Consider the following 17876-nt stretch of genomic DNA (forward strand, 5'->3'; position numbering starts at 1 on the left):
GAGAAAAACTATGGCTACTGGCACCGTGAAGTGGTTCAACGCGGAAAAGGGCTTCGGCTTCATCGAGCAGGACGGCGGCGGCCCCGACGTCTTCGCCCACTACTCCAACATCGCCAGCTCCGGCTTCCGTGAGCTGCTGGAGGGCCAGAAGGTCTCGTTCGACGTCGCCCAGGGCCAGAAGGGCCTGCAGGCGGAGAACATCATCCCCGCCTGATTTCGGGGACGCGCTTTTCCAGAGCCGGGGCCCCGCACCTTCGGGTGCGGGCCCCGGCTCGTGCTGTGACTGCTCATGAATGTGGTGAGCGCTGTGCGTGCAGTCCGTGGGGCCCAGGAAGGAAATCCAGATCCAGCATGACTCGATCCGAACGTCCCGTCCGTAAGCGGCCGGCAAACGCGCGCGGCGCCCAGACCGGCGGCTCCGCGAAGACCGGCGGCTCCGCGAGGAGCGCGGGCCGGAACACCGGCCGGGGCGCCGGCAAGGGCGGTGCCCGCAAGGTCGCGCCGCCGCAGGAGTTCTCGCTGCCCGAGACCATCACGCCCGCGCTGCCCGCCGTCGAGTCCTTCGACGCGCTGGACATGCCCGCCGCGCTGACGAAGACCCTCGCCGCCCAGGGTGTCACCGAGCCCTTCCCGATCCAGGGCGCGACCCTGCCCAACTCCCTTGCCGGGCGCGACGTTCTCGGCCGGGGCCGCACCGGCTCCGGCAAGACGCTCGCCTTCGGGCTCGCCCTGCTGGCGCGCACCGCGGGCCGCCGCGCCGACTCCAAGGCGCCGCTCGCCCTCGTCCTGGTCCCCACCCGTGAGCTCGCGCAGCAGGTCAACGACGCGCTGACGCCGTACGCGACCGCCGTGAACCTGCGCGTGGCCACGGCCGTCGGCGGTATGTCGATCAGCCGGCAGTCCGGCACGCTGCGCCGCGGCGCCGAGGTGCTGGTGGCCACCCCCGGGCGGCTCAAGGACCTCATCGAGCGGGGCGACTGCCGCCTCGACCAGGTCGCGATCACGGTGCTCGACGAGGCCGACCAGATGGCCGACATGGGCTTCATGCCGCAGGTCGTGGCGCTGCTCCAGCAGGTCGAACCGGGCGGTCAGCGACTGCTGTTCTCGGCGACGCTCGACAAGAACATCGACCGTCTCGTGCGGATGTTCCTGACGGACCCCGTGGTCCACTCGGTCGACCCCTCCGCGGGCGCGGTGACCACCATGGAGCACCACGTGCTGCATGTCGCCGACGAGACCGACAAGAAGGCCGTCGCCCTGCGGATCGCGGCCCGCGACGGCCGCGTCATCCTCTTCGTCGACACCAAGCGCGGCGCCGACCGCTTCACCAAGCGGCTCCTCGCCAACGGCGTACGGGCGTCCGCGCTGCACGGCGGGCGCAGCCAGCCGCAGCGCAACCGCACCCTCGACCAGTTCAAGACCGGTCAGGTCACCGCGCTGGTGGCCACCAACGTGGCGGCCCGCGGCATCCACATCGACGACCTCGACCTCGTGGTCAACGTCGACCCGCCGACCGACCACAAGGACTACCTGCACCGCGGCGGCCGTACCGCCCGCGCCGGTGAGTCCGGCAGCGTCGTCACCCTCGTACTGCCCGAGCAGAAGCGCGAGATGACCCGCCTCATGGCGGACGCCGGCATCACCCCGCGCACCGCCCGCGTCAAGTCCAGTGACGAGGAACTCACCCGCATCACCGGCGCCCGCGAGCCCTCCGGCGTCGCGGTCGTCATCGAGGTCCCCCAGCCCGCCGAACAGCCGAAGCGCACCAGCAAGCCCCGCCGCGCGACCGGCGGCGGCGCCAGGCGCCCATCGGTCTCGGGCACGGGCACGGGCGGCGGCACGGAGTCCCAGGGCCGTCAGCAGCAGCGGTCCCGTCGCGGCGCGAACCCGGCCGCCACGACGAACGGCGGCACCGCGGCCCGCCGCTCCAGCACCACCGGCGGCACCAACGCCCGCCGCAGCGACACCGGCGCAGCGAGCCGCAGGCGCCGGGCGGCTTAAGCGGATCCGGAGACGCCCCGCGCCCCGTAAGGGGCGCGGGGCGTCGACATGTGCGGCTCCGCCGCGTGGGCGCGCCCAGCCACAAACGACCCGCAGGCTCTCAACGGGCCGGTGGCGCCCCGATAAGGGGCGCGGGGCTGTGACATGTGCGGCTCCGCCGCGTGGGCGCGACCAGCCACGAATCACCCGCGGCCAACAAACGACCCATCACGGCCGCCCCGTCACAGGTTGCCGAAAAACCCGGGATCCACCGAGTCCAGCTTCAACGCGAAATCCCGGTGCAGACTCAGGAGTTCCGCAAGCGGCACCGCCCGCCGACTCGTCGAGTGAAGGTCCCGCCGAGCCTCCGCCGACCACAGGAACGGCACGACCGACAACCCCTGCCTCCCCGTCAGCGCACCGGACTCGCCCCGCCACCCGGGCCACCGCAGGGTGTCGTAGAACGCCTCCGTACCCTCGGTGAGAAGCCAGTTGAGCCAGGCTCCATGGCCCACCTCAAGGGCATCCCACCGCAGCGAGTCCGGCGCGAAGTACACCATCTCGCCAGGACGTCCGGGACGGCCCGCCGCCTCGGGGTCGGCCCCGTTCAGCACGAAGACCCCGCCGAGCACGTCATGCCCGACCACAAGCCCGTTGAAGGGCCGCCAGGCCGGATCGAGCCGCTCGGGGAACCCGTTGACCTCGGCGAGGCTCGGCAGGCCCGTCACCCCGCCCGGCAGCCCCGTCGGCACACCGGCGCCCGGGCTGCCGTAGATCCGCAGCCACCCGCTGTCCAGCACCACCCCACCGCAGTTGAGCACCATGCCGCCCAGCCAGGAGCGCGCGGTGATCTGCAGCTGGTGCAGGGTCGAGCGGCCCTGGGCCGGGTCGCCGGGCAGCACCTCCATGGACACCCCGCTGGAGGCGAGTGCCTCGGACAGCAGCGGCCAGGCAGGTTCCTCGACATCGGTCAGCTCGGTCAGGTCACGCATGGGTTCCCCGTGGATTCTGGGTATTCCGGGTCGGGCGTACCGACCTCAGTAGGCCATCGTGCGCTCCCGGCGCACCGAATAGGTCACGAACCCTGCGCCCAGGCCGAGGAAGAGGGTGCCGCCGACGACGTACGGCGTCGTGTCGACGCTTCCGGTGTCAGCGAGCTGAGTGTCATCGCCACCCGACTCCGTGCTCGACTCCGTTGACGCCTGGACCGCGTTGGTGGTCGTCGTCCCGGAAGTCGAGGTATTCGCGGTGGTCGTGGAAGTCGACGCCGAGACGCTCGGGCTGGGTTCGTCCTGGGTCGCGTTGGCGCTCGGGACGAACCACAGGGCCCCCAGGAGGGTCCCCGCTGCGGTGGCGGTCAACAACGATCGACGTGCGGCGGACACGAAATATCGATCCCCTTGTGGCGCTGGCGAATTGGCCGTGTGGGGCGATGCTAATGAAAGGCGCGGGTCGTGGGAAAGTCGCGCAACCTGTGGGTCGTACGCTCCGTCCCATGAGTACTCCTGAGACATCACAGTTTGTACGGCTTCGTGTCGAACTGGTGCTGGAAGTCGACGACGCCGACTCCGTCACCAAGGCCGCGCTGCGCCGGATCGCCGACGACACGGGCATGCCCGTCGACGAACGGACGCACGCCGAGAATGCAGTGACGGAAGACACTGCCGAGGCTCTCGCCTATCTCGTCGATCCGTTCGACCTGGTCAGCGAGGTGCCGGGGATCGAGCTCGCGCAGGCCTCCTGGAGCAGCGAGCCCATTGACTACGACCCCGATTCGCCGGATTGGGATCTCGACGAGGATGATGCTGACGAGGACGACGAGGAAGACGTACTCGGCTGACGCGGCTTGGGGGAATCGTGACCCCGGGCGGCAACCTCCGTCCGGGGTTTCGTCGTCTCAGGAGACGCACTGACCACCTCCGCACCGCTCGGTCCACCTGTCTGGACGTGGTGTGCCCCACACATCCAAGGGATGTGGAACGGGACGAAACGGTCGTAGCGTTGATTGTTCTTACGGGGCTCTCGTGCTCTTTTGGGGATTCGGCGACGATGGAGAAGCGTGTGATGACGGACAGTAAGCGGCGCAAGGGCCTGATGGCCGCGTCCGCACTGCTCGGCGGGGTGCTGGTGCTCTCTGCGTGCAGCGGAGGCGACGCCAAGGCCAGTGGCTCGGACGGCGGCGACAGCACGTCGCAGGCCAAGGTCGACGAGGCCGCGGCCAAGAAGGCCTCCGAGGCCCAGATCAAGATCACGCCCAAGGACGGCTCCGACAACGCCTCCATCAACAACGCCGCGGCGGTCACCGTGAGCAAGGGCACGCTCACGTCCGTCAGCATGAAGACCGCGGCCGGCACCGCCGTCGCCGGTCAGATATCCGCCGACAAGAAGAGCTGGAAGCCCTCCGCCCAGCTCGACCGCGCCACCACGTACAAGGTCGCCGCCGAGGCCACCGACTCCGCGGGCCGCACCGCCCACGAGAACGCCTCGTTCACCACGGTCTCCCCGGCCAACAGCTTCATAGGCAATTTCACGCCGGAGGACGGCTCCACCGTCGGCGTCGGCATGCCGGTCTCGATCAACTTCGACAAGGCGATCACCAACAAGGCCGCCGTGCAGAAGGGGATCACCGTCTCCTCCACCAGCGGCCAGGAGGTCGTCGGCCACTGGTTCAGCGCCAACCGCCTGGACTTCCGCCCCGACGACTACTGGACCGGCGGCTCCACCGTCACCCTCAAGCTCAACCTCGACGGTGTCGAGGGCGCGAGCGGGGTCTATGGCGTGCAGCAGAAGACGGTCACCTTCAAGATCGGCCGCAACCAGGTATCCATCATCGACGCCAAGACCAAGACGATGAAGGTCACCCAGGACGGCAAGACCATCAAGACCATCCCGATCTCCGCCGGTTCGCCCGAGAACACGACGTACGAGGGCCAGATGGTGATCTCCGAGAAGTTCAAGGAGACCCGGATGAACGGCGCGACGGTCGGCTTCACCGACGACGACGGCAAGGGCGAGTACGACATCAAGGACGTACCGCACGCCATGCGTCTGTCGAACTCCGGCACCTTCATCCACGGCAACTACTGGGGCGCGAAGTCCATCTTCGGCGCGGTGAACACCAGCCACGGCTGTGTCGGCCTGTCCGACACCAAGGGCGCCAACGACCCCAACACACCTGCCGCGTGGTTCTACAGCCACTCGCTGATCGGTGACGTCGTGGTCGTCAAGAACACCGGCGACAAGACCATCGCTCCGGACAACGGCCTCAACGGCTGGAACCTGGACTGGGCGGCATGGAAGGCCGGTTCGGAGGTCTGATCCCGCATCAGTCCGGCTTCACCCCCGCATCAGCCCCGCTTCACCCCCGCATCAGCCTCGCTTCCGACGGCGGCGGTCCCCTTCACGGGGGGCCGCCGCCGTCGCGTTTGTGTGGATTGCTATGCGGAGCACAGCATTCCGAGGCTGCGCACAGTTCAATCAACCGGTAAACCACAGCCTTCTCATCGTTCTCTTATTTCGGCCTTATCCCATCATCACGCGCCGTACCTAGCTTGCGGCCCATGTTCTTCACCTACCTGAGGCGCGAACTGCGCCGCCGCAGAAAGGCGGCCCTCGTCGTCGCCTCCGGGCTCGCCCTGGGCATCGCCCTGGTCATCGTGGTCAGTTCCGTGTCCTCGGGCATGGAGAAAGCCCAGGGCAAGGTGCTCCAGTCGCTGTACGGACTGGGTACCGACATGACGGTCACCAAGGCCGCGGCACCCGCCGCGAGCAGCAGCGACCGCCCGCGCTTCAACTTCGACGCGCAGGACAACGGCGACGACTCGGAGCAGAGCAGCGACCGCGTCATGGTCCAGGGCTTCCAGACCCTGGCCTCCTCGACCGTCACCAAGGTCAACACCCAGAAGGGCGTCGCGGACTCCGTCGGCGGGCTGAGCCTCCAGGTCATCAAGGTCAACGGCTCGTTCACGCGGGGCCAGTTCCAGCAGGACCAGAACAGCGGCGGCAACAACCAGCAGGGCGGCGGGCAGGGCCAGCCCAACGCCCAGCAGTCCCCGCAGGGCCGCGTCGAGGGCGGCGGCGCCAACTTCGACGTCAACAACTACTCGGTCTACGGCACCGATGTCACCAAGCCGGCCCTCGGCCCGCTGACCTCGTCGAAGATCACCAGCGGTCGTACGTTCAAGACGTCGGAGACCAACGCCAAGGTCGTCGTCGCCGACAAGTCGTACGCCAAGGAGAAGAAGCTCAAGCTCGGCAGCACCGTCACCATCAAGAGCGTCAAGTACAAGGTCATCGGCATCGCGACGCCGGACAGCGGTGACGCGGCGGCCAACCTCTACATCCCGCTCAAGCAGGCCCAGACGATCAGTGACTCCAAGAACAAGGTCACCACGATCTACGTCAAGGCGTCCGACTCGCAGCAGATCAGCAGCGTCAAGAGCACCATCCAGAAGAACATCTCGGGTACGACCGTGACGACCTCCGCGGACCTCGCGGACACCGTCTCGGGTTCCCTGTCGACCGCCTCCAGCCTCGCCTCGAACGTCGGCAAGTGGCTGTCGATCGCGGTGCTCGTGGCCGCGTTCCTGGTGGCCGGTCTGCTCACCTCCTCGGCCGTCTCCCGCCGTGTGCGCGAGTTCGGCACCCTCAAGGCGCTCGGCTGGAAGTCGCGCCGGGTGACCGGCCAGGTCGTCGGTGAAGCCATCGTGAACGGTCTGGTCGGCGGCGCCCTCGGTATCGGGCTCGGCCTCGCGGGCGCCTATGTCGTCACCTCGATCAGCCCGACCCTGTCGGCTCAGGTGGGGAGTTCGGGCGGCGGCGCGGCCGGCGGTCCCGGCGGTGGCGGCGGCTTCGGCGGTCCCGCACGGCAGACCGCGTCCAAGGCCCTCGACGTCGCGCTCACCGCGCCCGTCAGCCTCAACACCATCGCCGTCGCGGTCGCCCTCGCTGTCGCGGGCGGTCTGATCGCCGGTGCCTTCGGCGGCTGGCGTGCCTCCCGGCTGCGGCCCGCGGACGCCCTGCGCCGCGTCGAATAAGCCCAGCCCCCTTCCGTAAAACAGGAGTTGCACGATGTACGAACTCAGAGGCGTCACCAAGCGCTATATGCGGGGCAAGGATACGGTCGACGCGCTCGCCGGTATCGATCTGACCATCGGGGACGGCGACCGGCTCGTCATCCAGGGTCCCACCGGTGGCGGAAAATCGACCCTTCTCCAGATGCTCGGCGGGCTCGACCGTCCCACCGCGGGCAGTGTCGAACTCGACGGCACGGACATGGCGAAGCTTTCCGAGGCGAAGCTCACCAAAGTGCGCAGTGAGAACATCGGTTTCGTCTTTCAGAGCTTCAACCTGATTCCCACGCTCACCGCGCAGGAGAACGTGGAGACCGCCCTCGTACCCCTCAAGGTGAAGGCGAAGGAACGGCGCGAACGGGCCGCCGCCGCGCTGGAGTCGGTGGGCCTGGCCGAGCGCCTCGGGCATCTGCCCGCCGAGCTCTCCGGCGGCCAGCAGCAGCGTGTCGCCATCGCCCGCGCCCTGGTCAAGCAGCCGAAGGTGCTGCTCGCCGACGAGCCGACCGGCAACCTCGACGAGTCCATGCGCGACGAGATCATGGACGTACTGGAAGCCATGTGGAAGGAGCACGGGCTCACTTTCATCATGGTCACGCACGATTCCGCGATCGCGAAGAAGGCCCCGAGGCTTGCGACGATCCGCAAGGGCAAGATCACCGTCAAGGAGAACGCGGGAGCATAAAGGAGTACAAAAGGGGGAGCGCGGGAGCGTAGCGGAACAACTCCGTCAACTCTTCACTGCCACCTCTCTATTGAGCGGCCGATCACCCCCCGGGCATACTTGCGTATTCCGGGGGGTGTACGCGCATGCGTACGGGACGTCCCCCCGGCCGGACGAATGGGGAATTCGCCCGGACCTCATCTCAGGGGGAGACTTGCGCAGACAAGTGAAAAGGGCGTGCGCGGCGACCATCGCCACGGCGGCTGCCGTGGCTCTGGCGGCGGGAATGACCAGCCCGGCGTCGGCGAAGGCAGAGCGTGCGAGCAGCGCTTCCGCGGCCAAGGCGGCGGGGCTCACGGCCCGGCACCACATCACGCTGATCACCGGTGACCGGGTGGCCGTCGACGCGAAGGGCCGCGTCGTCGCCATCGAGCGCGCCAAGGGCCGCGCCCACATACCCGTGATGGTCCGCAAGGCGGACGGCCACACCCTCGTGGTGCCGGCCGACGCCCAGCGACTGATAGCCACCGGCAAGCTCGACCAGCGGCTGTTCGACGTCACCGAGCTGAACAAGGCGGCGACCCGCAAGGCCCAGAAGCAGGGCCTGAAACTGATCGTCGGCTACAAGGGAGCCGCGACGGCCGCCAAGGCCGACGTCCGCGAGGCGGGCACGCTCCGCCGGACCCTGAAGTCGCTGAACGCGGACGCGGTGCTCACTCCGAAGCAGGACGCGGCGGAGCTCTGGTCGGCGGTCACCAACGGCGGCAGTACGGCCTCCGGCATCGCGCACGTCTGGCTGGACGGCGTCCGCAAGGCGAGCCTCGACAAGTCGGTGCCGCAGATCGGCGCCCCGAAGGCGTGGGCGGCCGGTTACGACGGCAAGGGCGTCAAGATCGCCGTCCTCGACACCGGTGTCGACGCGACCCACCCGGACCTCAAGGACCAGGTGATCGCGGCCAAGAACTTCTCCACCTCCGCCGACGCGACCGACAAGTTCGGCCACGGCACGCACGTCGCCTCGATCGCGGCGGGCACGGGTGCGAAGTCGGGCGGCAAGTACAAGGGTGTCGCGCCCGGCGCGAAGATCCTGAGCGGCAAGGTCCTCAGCGACGACGGCTACGGCGACGACTCCTCCATCCTCGCGGGCATGGAGTGGGCCGCCGACCAGGGCGCCGACGTCGTCAACCTCAGCCTGGGCGGCGGCGACACCCCGGAGATCGACCCGCTGGAAGCCGAGGTCAACAAGCTCTCCGAGGAGAAGGGCATCCTCTTCGCGATCGCCGCCGGCAACGACGGCGACTTCGGCGAGCAGACGATCGGCTCCCCGGGCAGCGCGGCCGACGCGCTCACCGTCGGCGCCGTCGACGACAACGACAAGCTGGCCTCCTTCTCCAGCCGCGGCCCCGGCCTCGACGGCGCCATCAAGCCCGACGTGACCGCACCCGGCGTGGACATCACGGCGGCCGCGGCCCCGGGCAGCCTCATCGACCAGGAAGTCGGCGAGAAGCCCCCGGGCTATCTGACGATCTCCGGTACGTCGATGGCGACCCCGCATGTCGCGGGGGCGGCGGCGATCCTCAAGCAGGAGCACCCGGACTGGACGTTCGCCGAGCTCAAGGGCGCGCTGACCGGCTCCGCCAAGGGCGGCAAGTACACGCCGTTCCAGCAGGGTTCCGGCCGGATCGCCGTCGACAAGGCGATCAAGCAGTCCGTGATCGCCGACCCGAACTCGGTGAGCTTCGGCATCCAGCAGTGGCCGCACACCGACGACAAGCCGGCGACCAAGCAGCTCACCTACCGCAACCTCGGCAAGACCGATGTCACGCTGACTCTCTCGGCGACCGCCACCAACCCCAAGGGCCAGGCGGCTCCTTCGGGCTTCTTCACGCTCGGCGCGAAGACGGTGAAGGTCCCGGCGGGCGGCAAGGCCTCGGTGGACGTCACCGTCAACACCAAGCTGGGCGGCACCACGGACGGCGCGTACTCGGCGTACGTGACGGCCACGGGCGGCGGCCAGTCGGTGCGGACCGCGGCCGCGGTGCAGCGCGAGGTGGAGTCGTACGACGTCAAGCTGAAGTACCTCGTGCGAGACGGTGAGCAGCCCATCCACCTCACCGACCTCTACGCCTACTCGGGGCTCGGCAACGGGCGGGACTACTTCTCGCAGGGCACCGCGAGCACCGAGACCATCCGCGTGCCCAAGGGCACCTACATCCTCAACTCCCAGCTGGTCAAGGACCTCACCTCGGTCGACGGCGGAGTGGACTGGCTCGTCCAGCCCAAGCTGACCGTCACCAAGAACCAGACGGTGACCATCGACCAGCGCACCGCCAAGTCCGCCGACATCACGGTGCCGGACGCCGGGGCGAAGCCGCTGTCGGCGATGGTCTCCTACATGTACGACCCCGCCGGCATCGGTATGGGCCTGGGCCTGGACTCCTTCGCGGCCCTGCGGGTGGCGCACGTCGGCCCCGCGGTCACCTCCGGCCTCTCCCAGAGCTGGTCGGGTATGTGGGCCAAGGGCGACGACTCCGAGTACGACGTGTTCACCGGCGGCAAGGTCACCAAGCTGCAGGGCGCGCACGTCAAGCACTACAAGGCGAGCGAACTGGCCACGGTCAAGACCAACCTGGGGGCCGCGGCCTCCGGCAAGACGGGCGCCGTGAGCGCGTACGGCTACCTGCCCGACGACTTCTCCTTCGGGGTCGCCGTCGAGCAGAAGCTGCCGGGCACCCGCACGCTGCATGTGTCCACCGGTGACAAGGTCCAGTGGAGCCTCGACTTCGAGCAGTACGGCGGCAAGGACGCCGACGGCTTCCCGATCAGCGAGGCCTTCTACACCCTGGGCGAGCCGCAGACCTTCAAGGCGGGCGACAGCTACACGAAGACGTTCAACACCGGCGTCTTCGGCCCGAAGCTCAGCAGCCTCTACGGCATCTACCGCAACGGCAAGTACATCTACGGCTATCTGCCGGTGTTCGCCGACGGCCAGTCGCACGCCGGTTCGTCCGTCTACAGCTCGGTCAAGACGACCCTGTACCGCAACGGCACCAAGATCGCCGAGACCGATGACGCGCTGGACGGCAGCGGCCAGTTCAAGGTGCCGGACGCGGACGCGGCGTACAAGCTGACCACGTCCATCAAGCGTTCCGTGAAGGTGGCCGCGGCCTCCACACGGATCGACGCGAGCTGGACGTTCCACTCCAAGAAGGTCGACGACGCGAAGCTGCCCATCTCCACGGCCCGCTTCGGCGCGTCCCTCGGCCTGGACAGCCGCGGCCCCGCCGACAAGAAGGTCACCATCCCGGTGACCGTCCAGGGCGCGGCCGCGGGCACCAACCTCAAGTCCCTGGCCGTGTACGTGTCGTACGACTACGGCCAGACGTGGACCAAGCTCGACGTCAAGAACGGCAAGATCACCTTCAAGAACCCGGCGAAGGGCAAGGGCATCTCGTTCCACGCCAAGATCGCCGACAAGAAGGGGAACAAGTCGACGATCTCTATCTACAACGCGTACTACGGGAAGTGAGCCAGTACAGGTAGTGAGCCCATAGCGAACGGCCCGTCGGAAGGAAAGCTTCCGGCGGGCCGTCCGTGTTTGGTTGGGGCCATGACCGTTTCGACTGTCGAATACATCCGGTACCGGATTCCCGAGCAGCAGTCGGCGGAGTTCCTCGCCGCCTACACCCGGGCCGCCGCCCAGCTCGCCGCGGCCCCGCAGTGCGTCGACTACGAACTCGCGCGCTGCGAGGAGGACTTCGAGCACTTCACCCTGCGGATCACGTGGACCTCGACCGAGGACCATCTGGAGGGCTTCCGGAAGTCGCCGCTCTTCCCCGACTTCCTCGCCGAGATCCGCCCCTACATCGGCAACATCGAGGAGATGCGCCACTACAAGCCGACGACGGTGCGTGGCACGGGCGCCTCCGTCCCCACCCTCTACGCCTGGGCGGGCGGCGCCGAGGCCTTCACACGGCTGACATCGGCGTTCTACGACAGGGTCCTCAAGGACGACCTCCTCGCGCCCCTCTTCGCCGACCTGGCCCCCGAACACGCCGTGCATGTCGCGCTCTGGCTCGGTGAGGTATTCGGTGGCCCCGCCGCGTACTCCGAGTCGCAGGGGGGTCACGGCCACATGGTCGCCAAGCACATGGGCAAGGGCATCACTGAGGTCCAGCGCCGCCGCTGGGTGAACCTGCTCCAAGACGCGGCCGACGACGCCGGCCTCCCCACCGACGCCGAGTTCCGCTCGGCGTTCGTCGCGTACGTGGAGTGGGGTACGCGGCTGGCTGTCTACTTCTCCGGCCCGGACGCGGTGGCTCCGGGGGAGCAGCCGGTGCCGCGGTGGACGTGGGGGGCAGCACCGCCGTACCAGCCGTGAGGCGGTTTTCGCCCCCGCCGCCCCTACCCGTCCCATCCCGTTGCTGGGGGCTGCGCCCCCAGACCCCCCTAAAAGATTGCGCCGTTCCCCGCGCCCCTTAACAGTCGGCTGCGGGCCGGTGGGGGTTGCTCGCGCAGTTCCCCGCGCCCCTTTTAGGGGCGCGGGGAACTGCGCGAGCTTTTAGGCGCGCCCCCACCCACCCGCACCCGACACACAACCCACGGGGTCTGGGGCGGAGCCCCAGAAGGATGGGACGGGTAGGGGCGGCGGGGGCGAAGGAACCCTACTGAGGGGACGTCGCGCCGGCGCGGGTCGCGTCCGTGCCCCAGCTGGCGAGCAGGCGGAGGGCGTCCGCCGAGGCGGAGCCCGGCTCGGCGTGATACGTGATCAGGGCCAGCTCGCTGTCGTCGGTCAGCCGGAACGACTCGAACTGGAGCGCGAGGTCACCCACCAGGGGATGCCGCAACCGCTTCACCCCATGGCTCTTCTCCTTCACGTCATGCGTCGCCCACAACCGCCGAAAGTCCTCACTCTTCACGGACAGCTCCCCCACCAGCGCGGACAGCCGAGGATCGTCCGGATGGCACCCCGCGTCCATCCGCAACACACACACGATGTCGATCGCCTTCTGCTCCCAGTCCACAAACAGATCGCGATACTCGGGCTTGAGAAACACCATCCGCGCCCAGTTCCGCTCCTGCGGCGGCAGCTCCGACCAGTCCCCGAACACGGCCGCGGCCATCCGGTTCCACACGAGGATGTCCGACCGCCGCCCGGTGATGTACGCGGGGACCCCGTCCAACGTGTCCAGCAGCTGCCGCAAGGCACCCCGTACCTGCTGCGGCCGAGCAGTCTGCTTCTTCTTGTGCTGCTTGGGCTTCGCGAGGTGGGTGAGATGCGCGTGCTCGGCGTCGGAGAGCCGCAGCGCGCGGGCGATCGCGTCCAGCACCTCCGCCGACACGTTCCGCCCGTTCCCCTGCTCAAGGCGCGTGTAGTACGCGACGGACACCCCCGCCAGCTGCGCCAGCTCCTCGCGGCGCAGCCCGGGCACCCGGCGGTGCCGCCCGAAGTCCGGCAGCCCCACGTCCTCCGGCTTCAGCCGGGCCCGGCGGGTGCGCAGGAACTCGCTGAGCTCGGCACGCCGGTCCAGCGGCAGCCCGGGCTCGCCCGCGGGGCCCTGGGAGGGCAGTTCATCCATACGTCCAGTATTCATGGTCGTACGCAGAGAAGCCTGACCCCATCAGTAGTAGGACCAGCGGACGTACGCAGAGCCGTGGCCTGGGTGAACCCTGTGAACTGGGGCAGGCTGAACGCCGTGCCCGGCCGAAGGCAGCCGGGCACAGCACAGACCACTCCTGAGGAGAACCCCCGGCATGACCACTGTTGCTGCGTACGCCGCTCCCGCCGCCAAGGCTCCGCTGGAGCGCACCACCATCGAGCGTCGCGAGGTCGGCGAGTTCGACGTCCTGATCGACATCAAGTTCGCCGGTATCTGCCACTCCGACATCCACCAGGCCCGCGAGGGCTGGGGCGAGGCCATCTTCCCGATGGTGCCGGGCCACGAGATCGCCGGCATCGTCTCCGAGGTCGGCCCCGGCGTCACCAGGTTCAAGGCCGGCGACCGCGTGGGCGTCGGCTGCCTGGTCGACTCCTGCCGCGAGTGCGAGAACTGCAAGGCGGGCCTGGAGCAGTACTGCACCGGCGGCAACGTCGGTACGTACAACTCGGTCGGCAAGGACGGCGAGCCCACCTACGGCGGCTACTCCGAGAAGATCGTCGTCGACGAGAACTTCACCGTCCGCATCCCCGACGGCCTCTCCCTCGACGTGGCCGCACCGCTGCTCTGCGCCGGCATCACCACGTACTCCCCGCTCAAGCACTGGAACGCCGGCCCCGGCAAGAAGGTCGCCGTCCTCGGCATGGGCGGTCTCGGCCACATGGGCGTCAAGATCGCGCACGCGCTGGGTGCCGAGGTGACCGTCCTGTCGCAGTCCCTGCGCAAGAAGGACGACGGGCTGAAGCTGGGCGCCGACCACTACTACGCCACCAGCGACCCGGAGACCTTCAAGGAACTGCGCGGCACCTTCGACCTGATCCTGTCGACCGTGTCCGCCCCGCTCGACCTGGACGCCTACCTGTCCCTGCTCAGGACCGACGGCGCCTTCGTGAACGTGGGCGCGCCCGAGGAGCCCGTCTCCCTCAACCTCTTCTCGGTGATCGGCGGCCGCAAGACCCTCGCGGGCTCCGGCATCGGCGGCATCCAGGAGACCCAGGAGATGCTCGACTTCTGCGCCGCGCACGGCTTGGGCGCCGAGATCGAGCTGATCGGCGCGTCCGAGATCAACGACGCGTACGAGCGGGTGCTGGCGAGCGACGTCCGCTACCGCTTCGTGATCGACACCGCCACGATCTAGTGACATCGCAACGATCTGGCTAGTACTTCTGGCGTGGACGGCGCCGACCGGTCGTACGACCGGTCGGCGCCGTCGGCGTTTCCAGGGCCCGTACTGCCCGTACGGCCGGTCAGCGCCTGCCCGAGCGTCCCAGCAGCCACAGCAGATAAGGGCCGCCCACCAGGGAGGTGAGCGCCCCGACCGGAATCTCCAGTGGCGGGATCAGGGTGCGGGCCACCAGGTCGGCGGCGACCACGACGACCGCTCCCGTCAACGCCGAGGCGATGAGCGGCAGTTGAGGGGTGCGGGTGAGGCGGCGGGCCAGTTGGGGGCCGGTGAGGGCGACGAAGCCGATCGGGCCCGCCGCGCCTGTCGCGGTCGCGGCGAGCACCACGCCCAGGACGGTCAGGCCGAGTTGGGCGCGGTGCACGCGGACACCGAGCGCGGCGGCCGTGTCGGCGTCCAGGCCCAGCGGCCGCATCGCCCGGTTCGCCCACACCAGGGCGGGGAGCGCGAGCAGGAGCACCAGGCCGAGGGGCCCGGCCTGTTCCCAGCCCCGCCCGTTCAGGCTGCCGGCCAGCCACAGTTTGAGCTGCTCGGCGGCGGCCAGTTCGCTCTCGGTGAGGTAGAGCTGGACGACCGCGGAGAGCGCGACGCCGATGCCGACTCCGGTCAGCACGAACCGGCTCGGCTGCATCCCGTGCCGCCAGGCCAGCACATACACCAGCGCGGCGGCCACGAGCCCGCCGGTGACCGCGACGGCCGGCAGCGCGCCGGGGGAGGCGACCGTGCCGGTGGCGAGCGCGAGGACGGTGGCCGCGGCGGCCCCGTGCCCGACGCCGATGACGTCCGGGCTGGCCAGCGGGTTGCGCGTCACGGTCTGCACCAGCGCCCCGGACAGCCCGAGCGCGGCGCCGACCAGCGCGCCGAGCACGATCCGCGGCACCCGCAGCTCCCCGACGACCAGGTCGTACGGGCCTCCGTGGCCGCGCAGCACCCGCCAGACCTCGCCCGGTGGGACGTACGACTGGCCGGCGCACGCCGAGAGCAGCATGACGCCCGCGAGGAGGAGCACGAGGACGGCGGCGACGGCGGCGGAGCGCCGGTGCAGGAGGAGGGAGAGGCCGCGGAAGCGGAGTACGGAGAGTCCCGCCGGGCGCGGGCGGCCGGGCGCGGTGGTGGTCACGCGCTCACCCCGGATCCCGCGCTCACTCCGGATCCCGCGCTCACTCCGGTGGCTGCCGCCGTCACGCGACCGTCCCCTTGCGCCGTACGAGCACGACCAGCACCGGAACCCCCACCAGCGCGGTCATCACCCCGGCCGGGACCTCCGCGGGCGCGCGGACCACGCGCCCGGCGACATCCGCCGCGAGCAGCAGGGCCGCGCCGAGGAGGGCGGAGAGCGGGAGGGTCCAGCGGTGGCCGCCGGAGACGAGGCGGCGGGCCAGATGGGGTACGGCGAGGCCGATGAACGCGATGGGGCCCGCGGCGGCGACCGCCGACGCCGTGAGCACGGTCGCGCCGAGCGCCGCGCAGCCCCGTACGAGCGCGACCCGGTGGCCCAGCGCCCGTGCGGTGTCGTCGCCCAGCGCGAGCGCGTCCAGGCCGCGGGCGCAGGCCAGCACGAGGAGCGCGCCCGCGAGGAGGAAGGGGAGCATCCGCCCCACCGTTCCCGCGTCGCGTCCGCCGAGCGCGCCCACCTGCCAGAAACGGAACTGGTCCAGCGTGGCGGAACTCGACGTCAGTACGACGGTCGTGGCCCCCGCCGTCATCGCCGACAGCGCGGTCCCGGCGAGCGCCAGCTTCACCGGGGAGGCGCCGCCGCGCCCGCGCGAGGCGATGGCGTACACGACACACGCGGCGACGACGGCACCGGCGAAGGCGTACCAGACGTACCCGGCGAAGCCGTTCGCGAGCCCGAGCGCGATCGCGCACACGACACCGGCCGCCGCGCCCTGGCTCAGCCCGAGGATCCCCGGATCGGCGAGCGGATTGCGGCTGACCGCCTGAAGTGCCGCCCCGGCGAGCCCGAGCGCGGCCCCGGCCGTCAGCCCGATCGCGGTGCGCGGCACCCGCAACGACCGTACGACCAGGGCGTCCGGCGTACCGCCGCCGTGCACCAGGGCGTCGAGGACGGCGGACGGCGGGACGGGCCGGGTGCCGACGGCGAGGCTGAGGGCCACGGCCGTGACCGTGAGGAGGAGAGCGGCGGTGAGCCAGGCGGTGCGCCGGGCGGCCGTCGTACGACCGGTCACGTGCCCAGGGTGTCCGCGAGCTGCTTGATGACGAGCCGTGCGGCGGTCGGACCGGCGTTCAGGTACCACGGGTCGTCGTCGACCTTCACCGCGTGCCCGGCCTTGACGGCCTTCATCGACTTCCACAGCGGTCCGGCGAGCACGCTCCCGGCGTCGGTCCTGGACGCGTCGCCCTGCACCGAGTAGAAGATCCAGTCCCCGTCGGCGACATCGATGCTCTCCGCGCCGATGTCCTGCGAAATCGCCTTGAACCGCTGCGACTTGGGCCGGCCGAGCCCCATGTCGAAGGCGAGGGACCCGGTGAAGGACGAGACGCCGAACATCCGCGTGCGGCCTGGCGTGAACCGCACCATGGAGACGGCGGTATCGCCGAGACTCCTGCCCCGCTCGGCGGCGTCGCCGGTGATGTCGTCGAGCATCTCCCGCGCCTGGCCGTCCTTGCCGATGGCGTCGCCGACGAGCAGCAGGTCCCGCTTCCAGTTGATGCCGTTGCCGGCGGTGATGACGGTCGGGGCGATCTTCTTGAGCTTCGGGTAGAGATCGCCGAGCGAGTCGTTGGCGAGGATGAGATCAGGCTTGGCGGCGGCCAGGCTCTCCAGATTCGGCGCGGTACGGGTCCCCGCGTCGGTCATCTTCGCGAGCGCCTTCTTGTACGTCGGGAAGGCGTCCTGGAGATAGTCCGGCACGAGCCCCGCGTTGTCGGCGCGCGTGGTGGCGGCCGGTACGACGCCCAGGGACAGCAGGTCGTCCAACTGGCCGGTGCTGAGCACGGCGATCCGCTTCGGCGCCGCCTTGACCTCGGTCGAGCCCTCGAAGTGCCCGACGGTGCGCGGGAACTTCCCGTCCGCGTCGGTGTCCGACCCCATCCCCTTCGCGAGGGCACTCGGCGCGGCGGACGGCCCCTCCGAGGCCCCGGCGACGAGATTGCGCGACCCTCCGCCGCCCGCCTCCTTGGCATCGTTGTCAGCGCCCGCCGAGCAGCCGACCACCATTCCTCCGACGACGGACACGGCCAGAACGGCCTTCCACCTCAACGCGCGCACAACCACTCCGACCAACCATTCCGATCAGCGACTAAGGCAAGGCTTACCTTAGTCGCATGTCGGCGGGGCGTGGGACCAGGGGGTCGGGAGC

Annotated in this window: 15 protein-coding genes; 9 read left to right on the plus strand and 6 right to left on the minus strand. The window is 69.7% G+C overall.

Features of this window, described 5'->3' with window-relative positions; genetic code table 11:
- Positions 1-10: 10 nt before the first annotated feature.
- Positions 11-214 carry a cold-shock protein gene (locus tag OG975_RS30185; RefSeq protein ID WP_054234742.1) on the plus strand — a complete coding sequence of 68 codons (204 nt, stop codon included), beginning with the start codon at positions 11-13 and terminating at the stop codon, positions 212-214.
- Between the two features lie 137 nt (positions 215-351).
- Complete coding sequence (locus OG975_RS30190; RefSeq protein ID WP_406332518.1) at positions 352-2001, plus strand: DEAD/DEAH box helicase; 1650 nt, start codon at positions 352-354, stop codon at positions 1999-2001.
- 221 nt (positions 2002-2222) lie between these two features.
- On the opposite strand, the gene OG975_RS30195 is transcribed toward OG975_RS30190, so the two are convergent.
- Both OG975_RS30195 and OG975_RS30200 read right to left on the minus strand, forming a co-directional pair.
- Positions 2223-2972, minus strand: a complete 750-nt coding sequence (locus OG975_RS30195; RefSeq protein ID WP_406332519.1) for a DUF2625 family protein — start codon at positions 2970-2972, stop codon at positions 2223-2225.
- A 45-nt stretch (positions 2973-3017) separates the two neighbouring features.
- Positions 3018-3365, minus strand: a complete 348-nt coding sequence (locus tag OG975_RS30200) for a hypothetical protein (RefSeq protein WP_406332520.1) — start codon at positions 3363-3365, stop codon at positions 3018-3020.
- A 110-nt stretch (positions 3366-3475) separates the two neighbouring features.
- Between OG975_RS30200 and OG975_RS30205 the strand changes: the two genes are divergently transcribed.
- The 6 genes from OG975_RS30205 (at position 3476) to OG975_RS30230 (ending at position 12094) form a co-directional block, all read left to right on the plus strand.
- Positions 3476-3820, plus strand: a complete 345-nt coding sequence (locus tag OG975_RS30205) for a hypothetical protein (protein ID WP_406332521.1) — start codon at positions 3476-3478, stop codon at positions 3818-3820.
- A 209-nt stretch (positions 3821-4029) separates the two neighbouring features.
- Positions 4030-5298, plus strand: coding sequence for an Ig-like domain-containing protein (locus tag OG975_RS30210; RefSeq protein WP_406332522.1), 1269 nt, complete (start codon positions 4030-4032; stop codon positions 5296-5298).
- Between the two features lie 242 nt (positions 5299-5540).
- Entirely contained in the window at positions 5541-7016 is a 1476-nt protein-coding gene (locus tag OG975_RS30215) for an ABC transporter permease (protein ID WP_406332523.1), read from the plus strand.
- Positions 7017-7050: 34 nt separating this feature from the next.
- A complete protein-coding gene (locus OG975_RS30220; protein ID WP_406332524.1) occupies positions 7051-7734 on the plus strand; it encodes an ABC transporter ATP-binding protein in 684 nt (227 codons plus the stop codon).
- A 265-nt stretch (positions 7735-7999) separates the two neighbouring features.
- Positions 8000-11242 (plus strand): S8 family peptidase, encoded by a 3243-nt coding sequence (locus tag OG975_RS30225; protein WP_406336534.1) that lies wholly within the window; start codon positions 8000-8002, stop codon positions 11240-11242.
- Positions 11243-11323: 81 nt separating this feature from the next.
- Positions 11324-12094 (plus strand): group II truncated hemoglobin, encoded by a 771-nt coding sequence (locus OG975_RS30230; RefSeq protein WP_406332525.1) that lies wholly within the window; start codon positions 11324-11326, stop codon positions 12092-12094.
- Between the two features lie 283 nt (positions 12095-12377).
- Here OG975_RS30230 and OG975_RS30235 read toward each other — a convergent pair whose 3' ends face one another.
- Positions 12378-13292 (minus strand): helix-turn-helix domain-containing protein, encoded by a 915-nt coding sequence (locus tag OG975_RS30235; RefSeq protein WP_406332526.1) that lies wholly within the window; start codon positions 13290-13292, stop codon positions 12378-12380.
- A gap of 175 nt (positions 13293-13467) precedes the next feature.
- Here OG975_RS30235 and OG975_RS30240 point away from each other — a divergent pair, with 175 nt between their 5' ends.
- Positions 13468-14508 (plus strand): NAD(P)-dependent alcohol dehydrogenase, encoded by a 1041-nt coding sequence (locus tag OG975_RS30240; protein ID WP_406332527.1) that lies wholly within the window; start codon positions 13468-13470, stop codon positions 14506-14508.
- A gap of 109 nt (positions 14509-14617) precedes the next feature.
- On the opposite strand, the gene OG975_RS30245 is transcribed toward OG975_RS30240, so the two are convergent.
- From OG975_RS30245 to OG975_RS30255, 3 genes are all read right to left on the minus strand, one after another.
- The gene (locus tag OG975_RS30245; protein WP_406332528.1) at positions 14618-15673 is read right to left on the minus strand and encodes a FecCD family ABC transporter permease; all 1056 of its coding nucleotides are present in this window, start codon (positions 15671-15673) and stop codon (positions 14618-14620) included.
- 61 nt (positions 15674-15734) lie between these two features.
- Positions 15735-16742, minus strand: coding sequence for a FecCD family ABC transporter permease (locus tag OG975_RS30250; protein ID WP_406332529.1), 1008 nt, complete (start codon positions 16740-16742; stop codon positions 15735-15737).
- Positions 16739-17785, minus strand: coding sequence for an iron-siderophore ABC transporter substrate-binding protein (locus tag OG975_RS30255; protein ID WP_406332530.1), 1047 nt, complete (start codon positions 17783-17785; stop codon positions 16739-16741). Before OG975_RS30255 ends, OG975_RS30250 begins: the two co-directional genes overlap by 4 nt.
- Between the last annotated feature and the right edge of the window lie 91 nt (positions 17786-17876).

The organism is Streptomyces sp. NBC_00203 (assembly GCF_045206325.1).
GTDB lineage: Bacteria > Actinomycetota > Actinomycetes > Streptomycetales > Streptomycetaceae > Streptomyces > Streptomyces lutosisoli.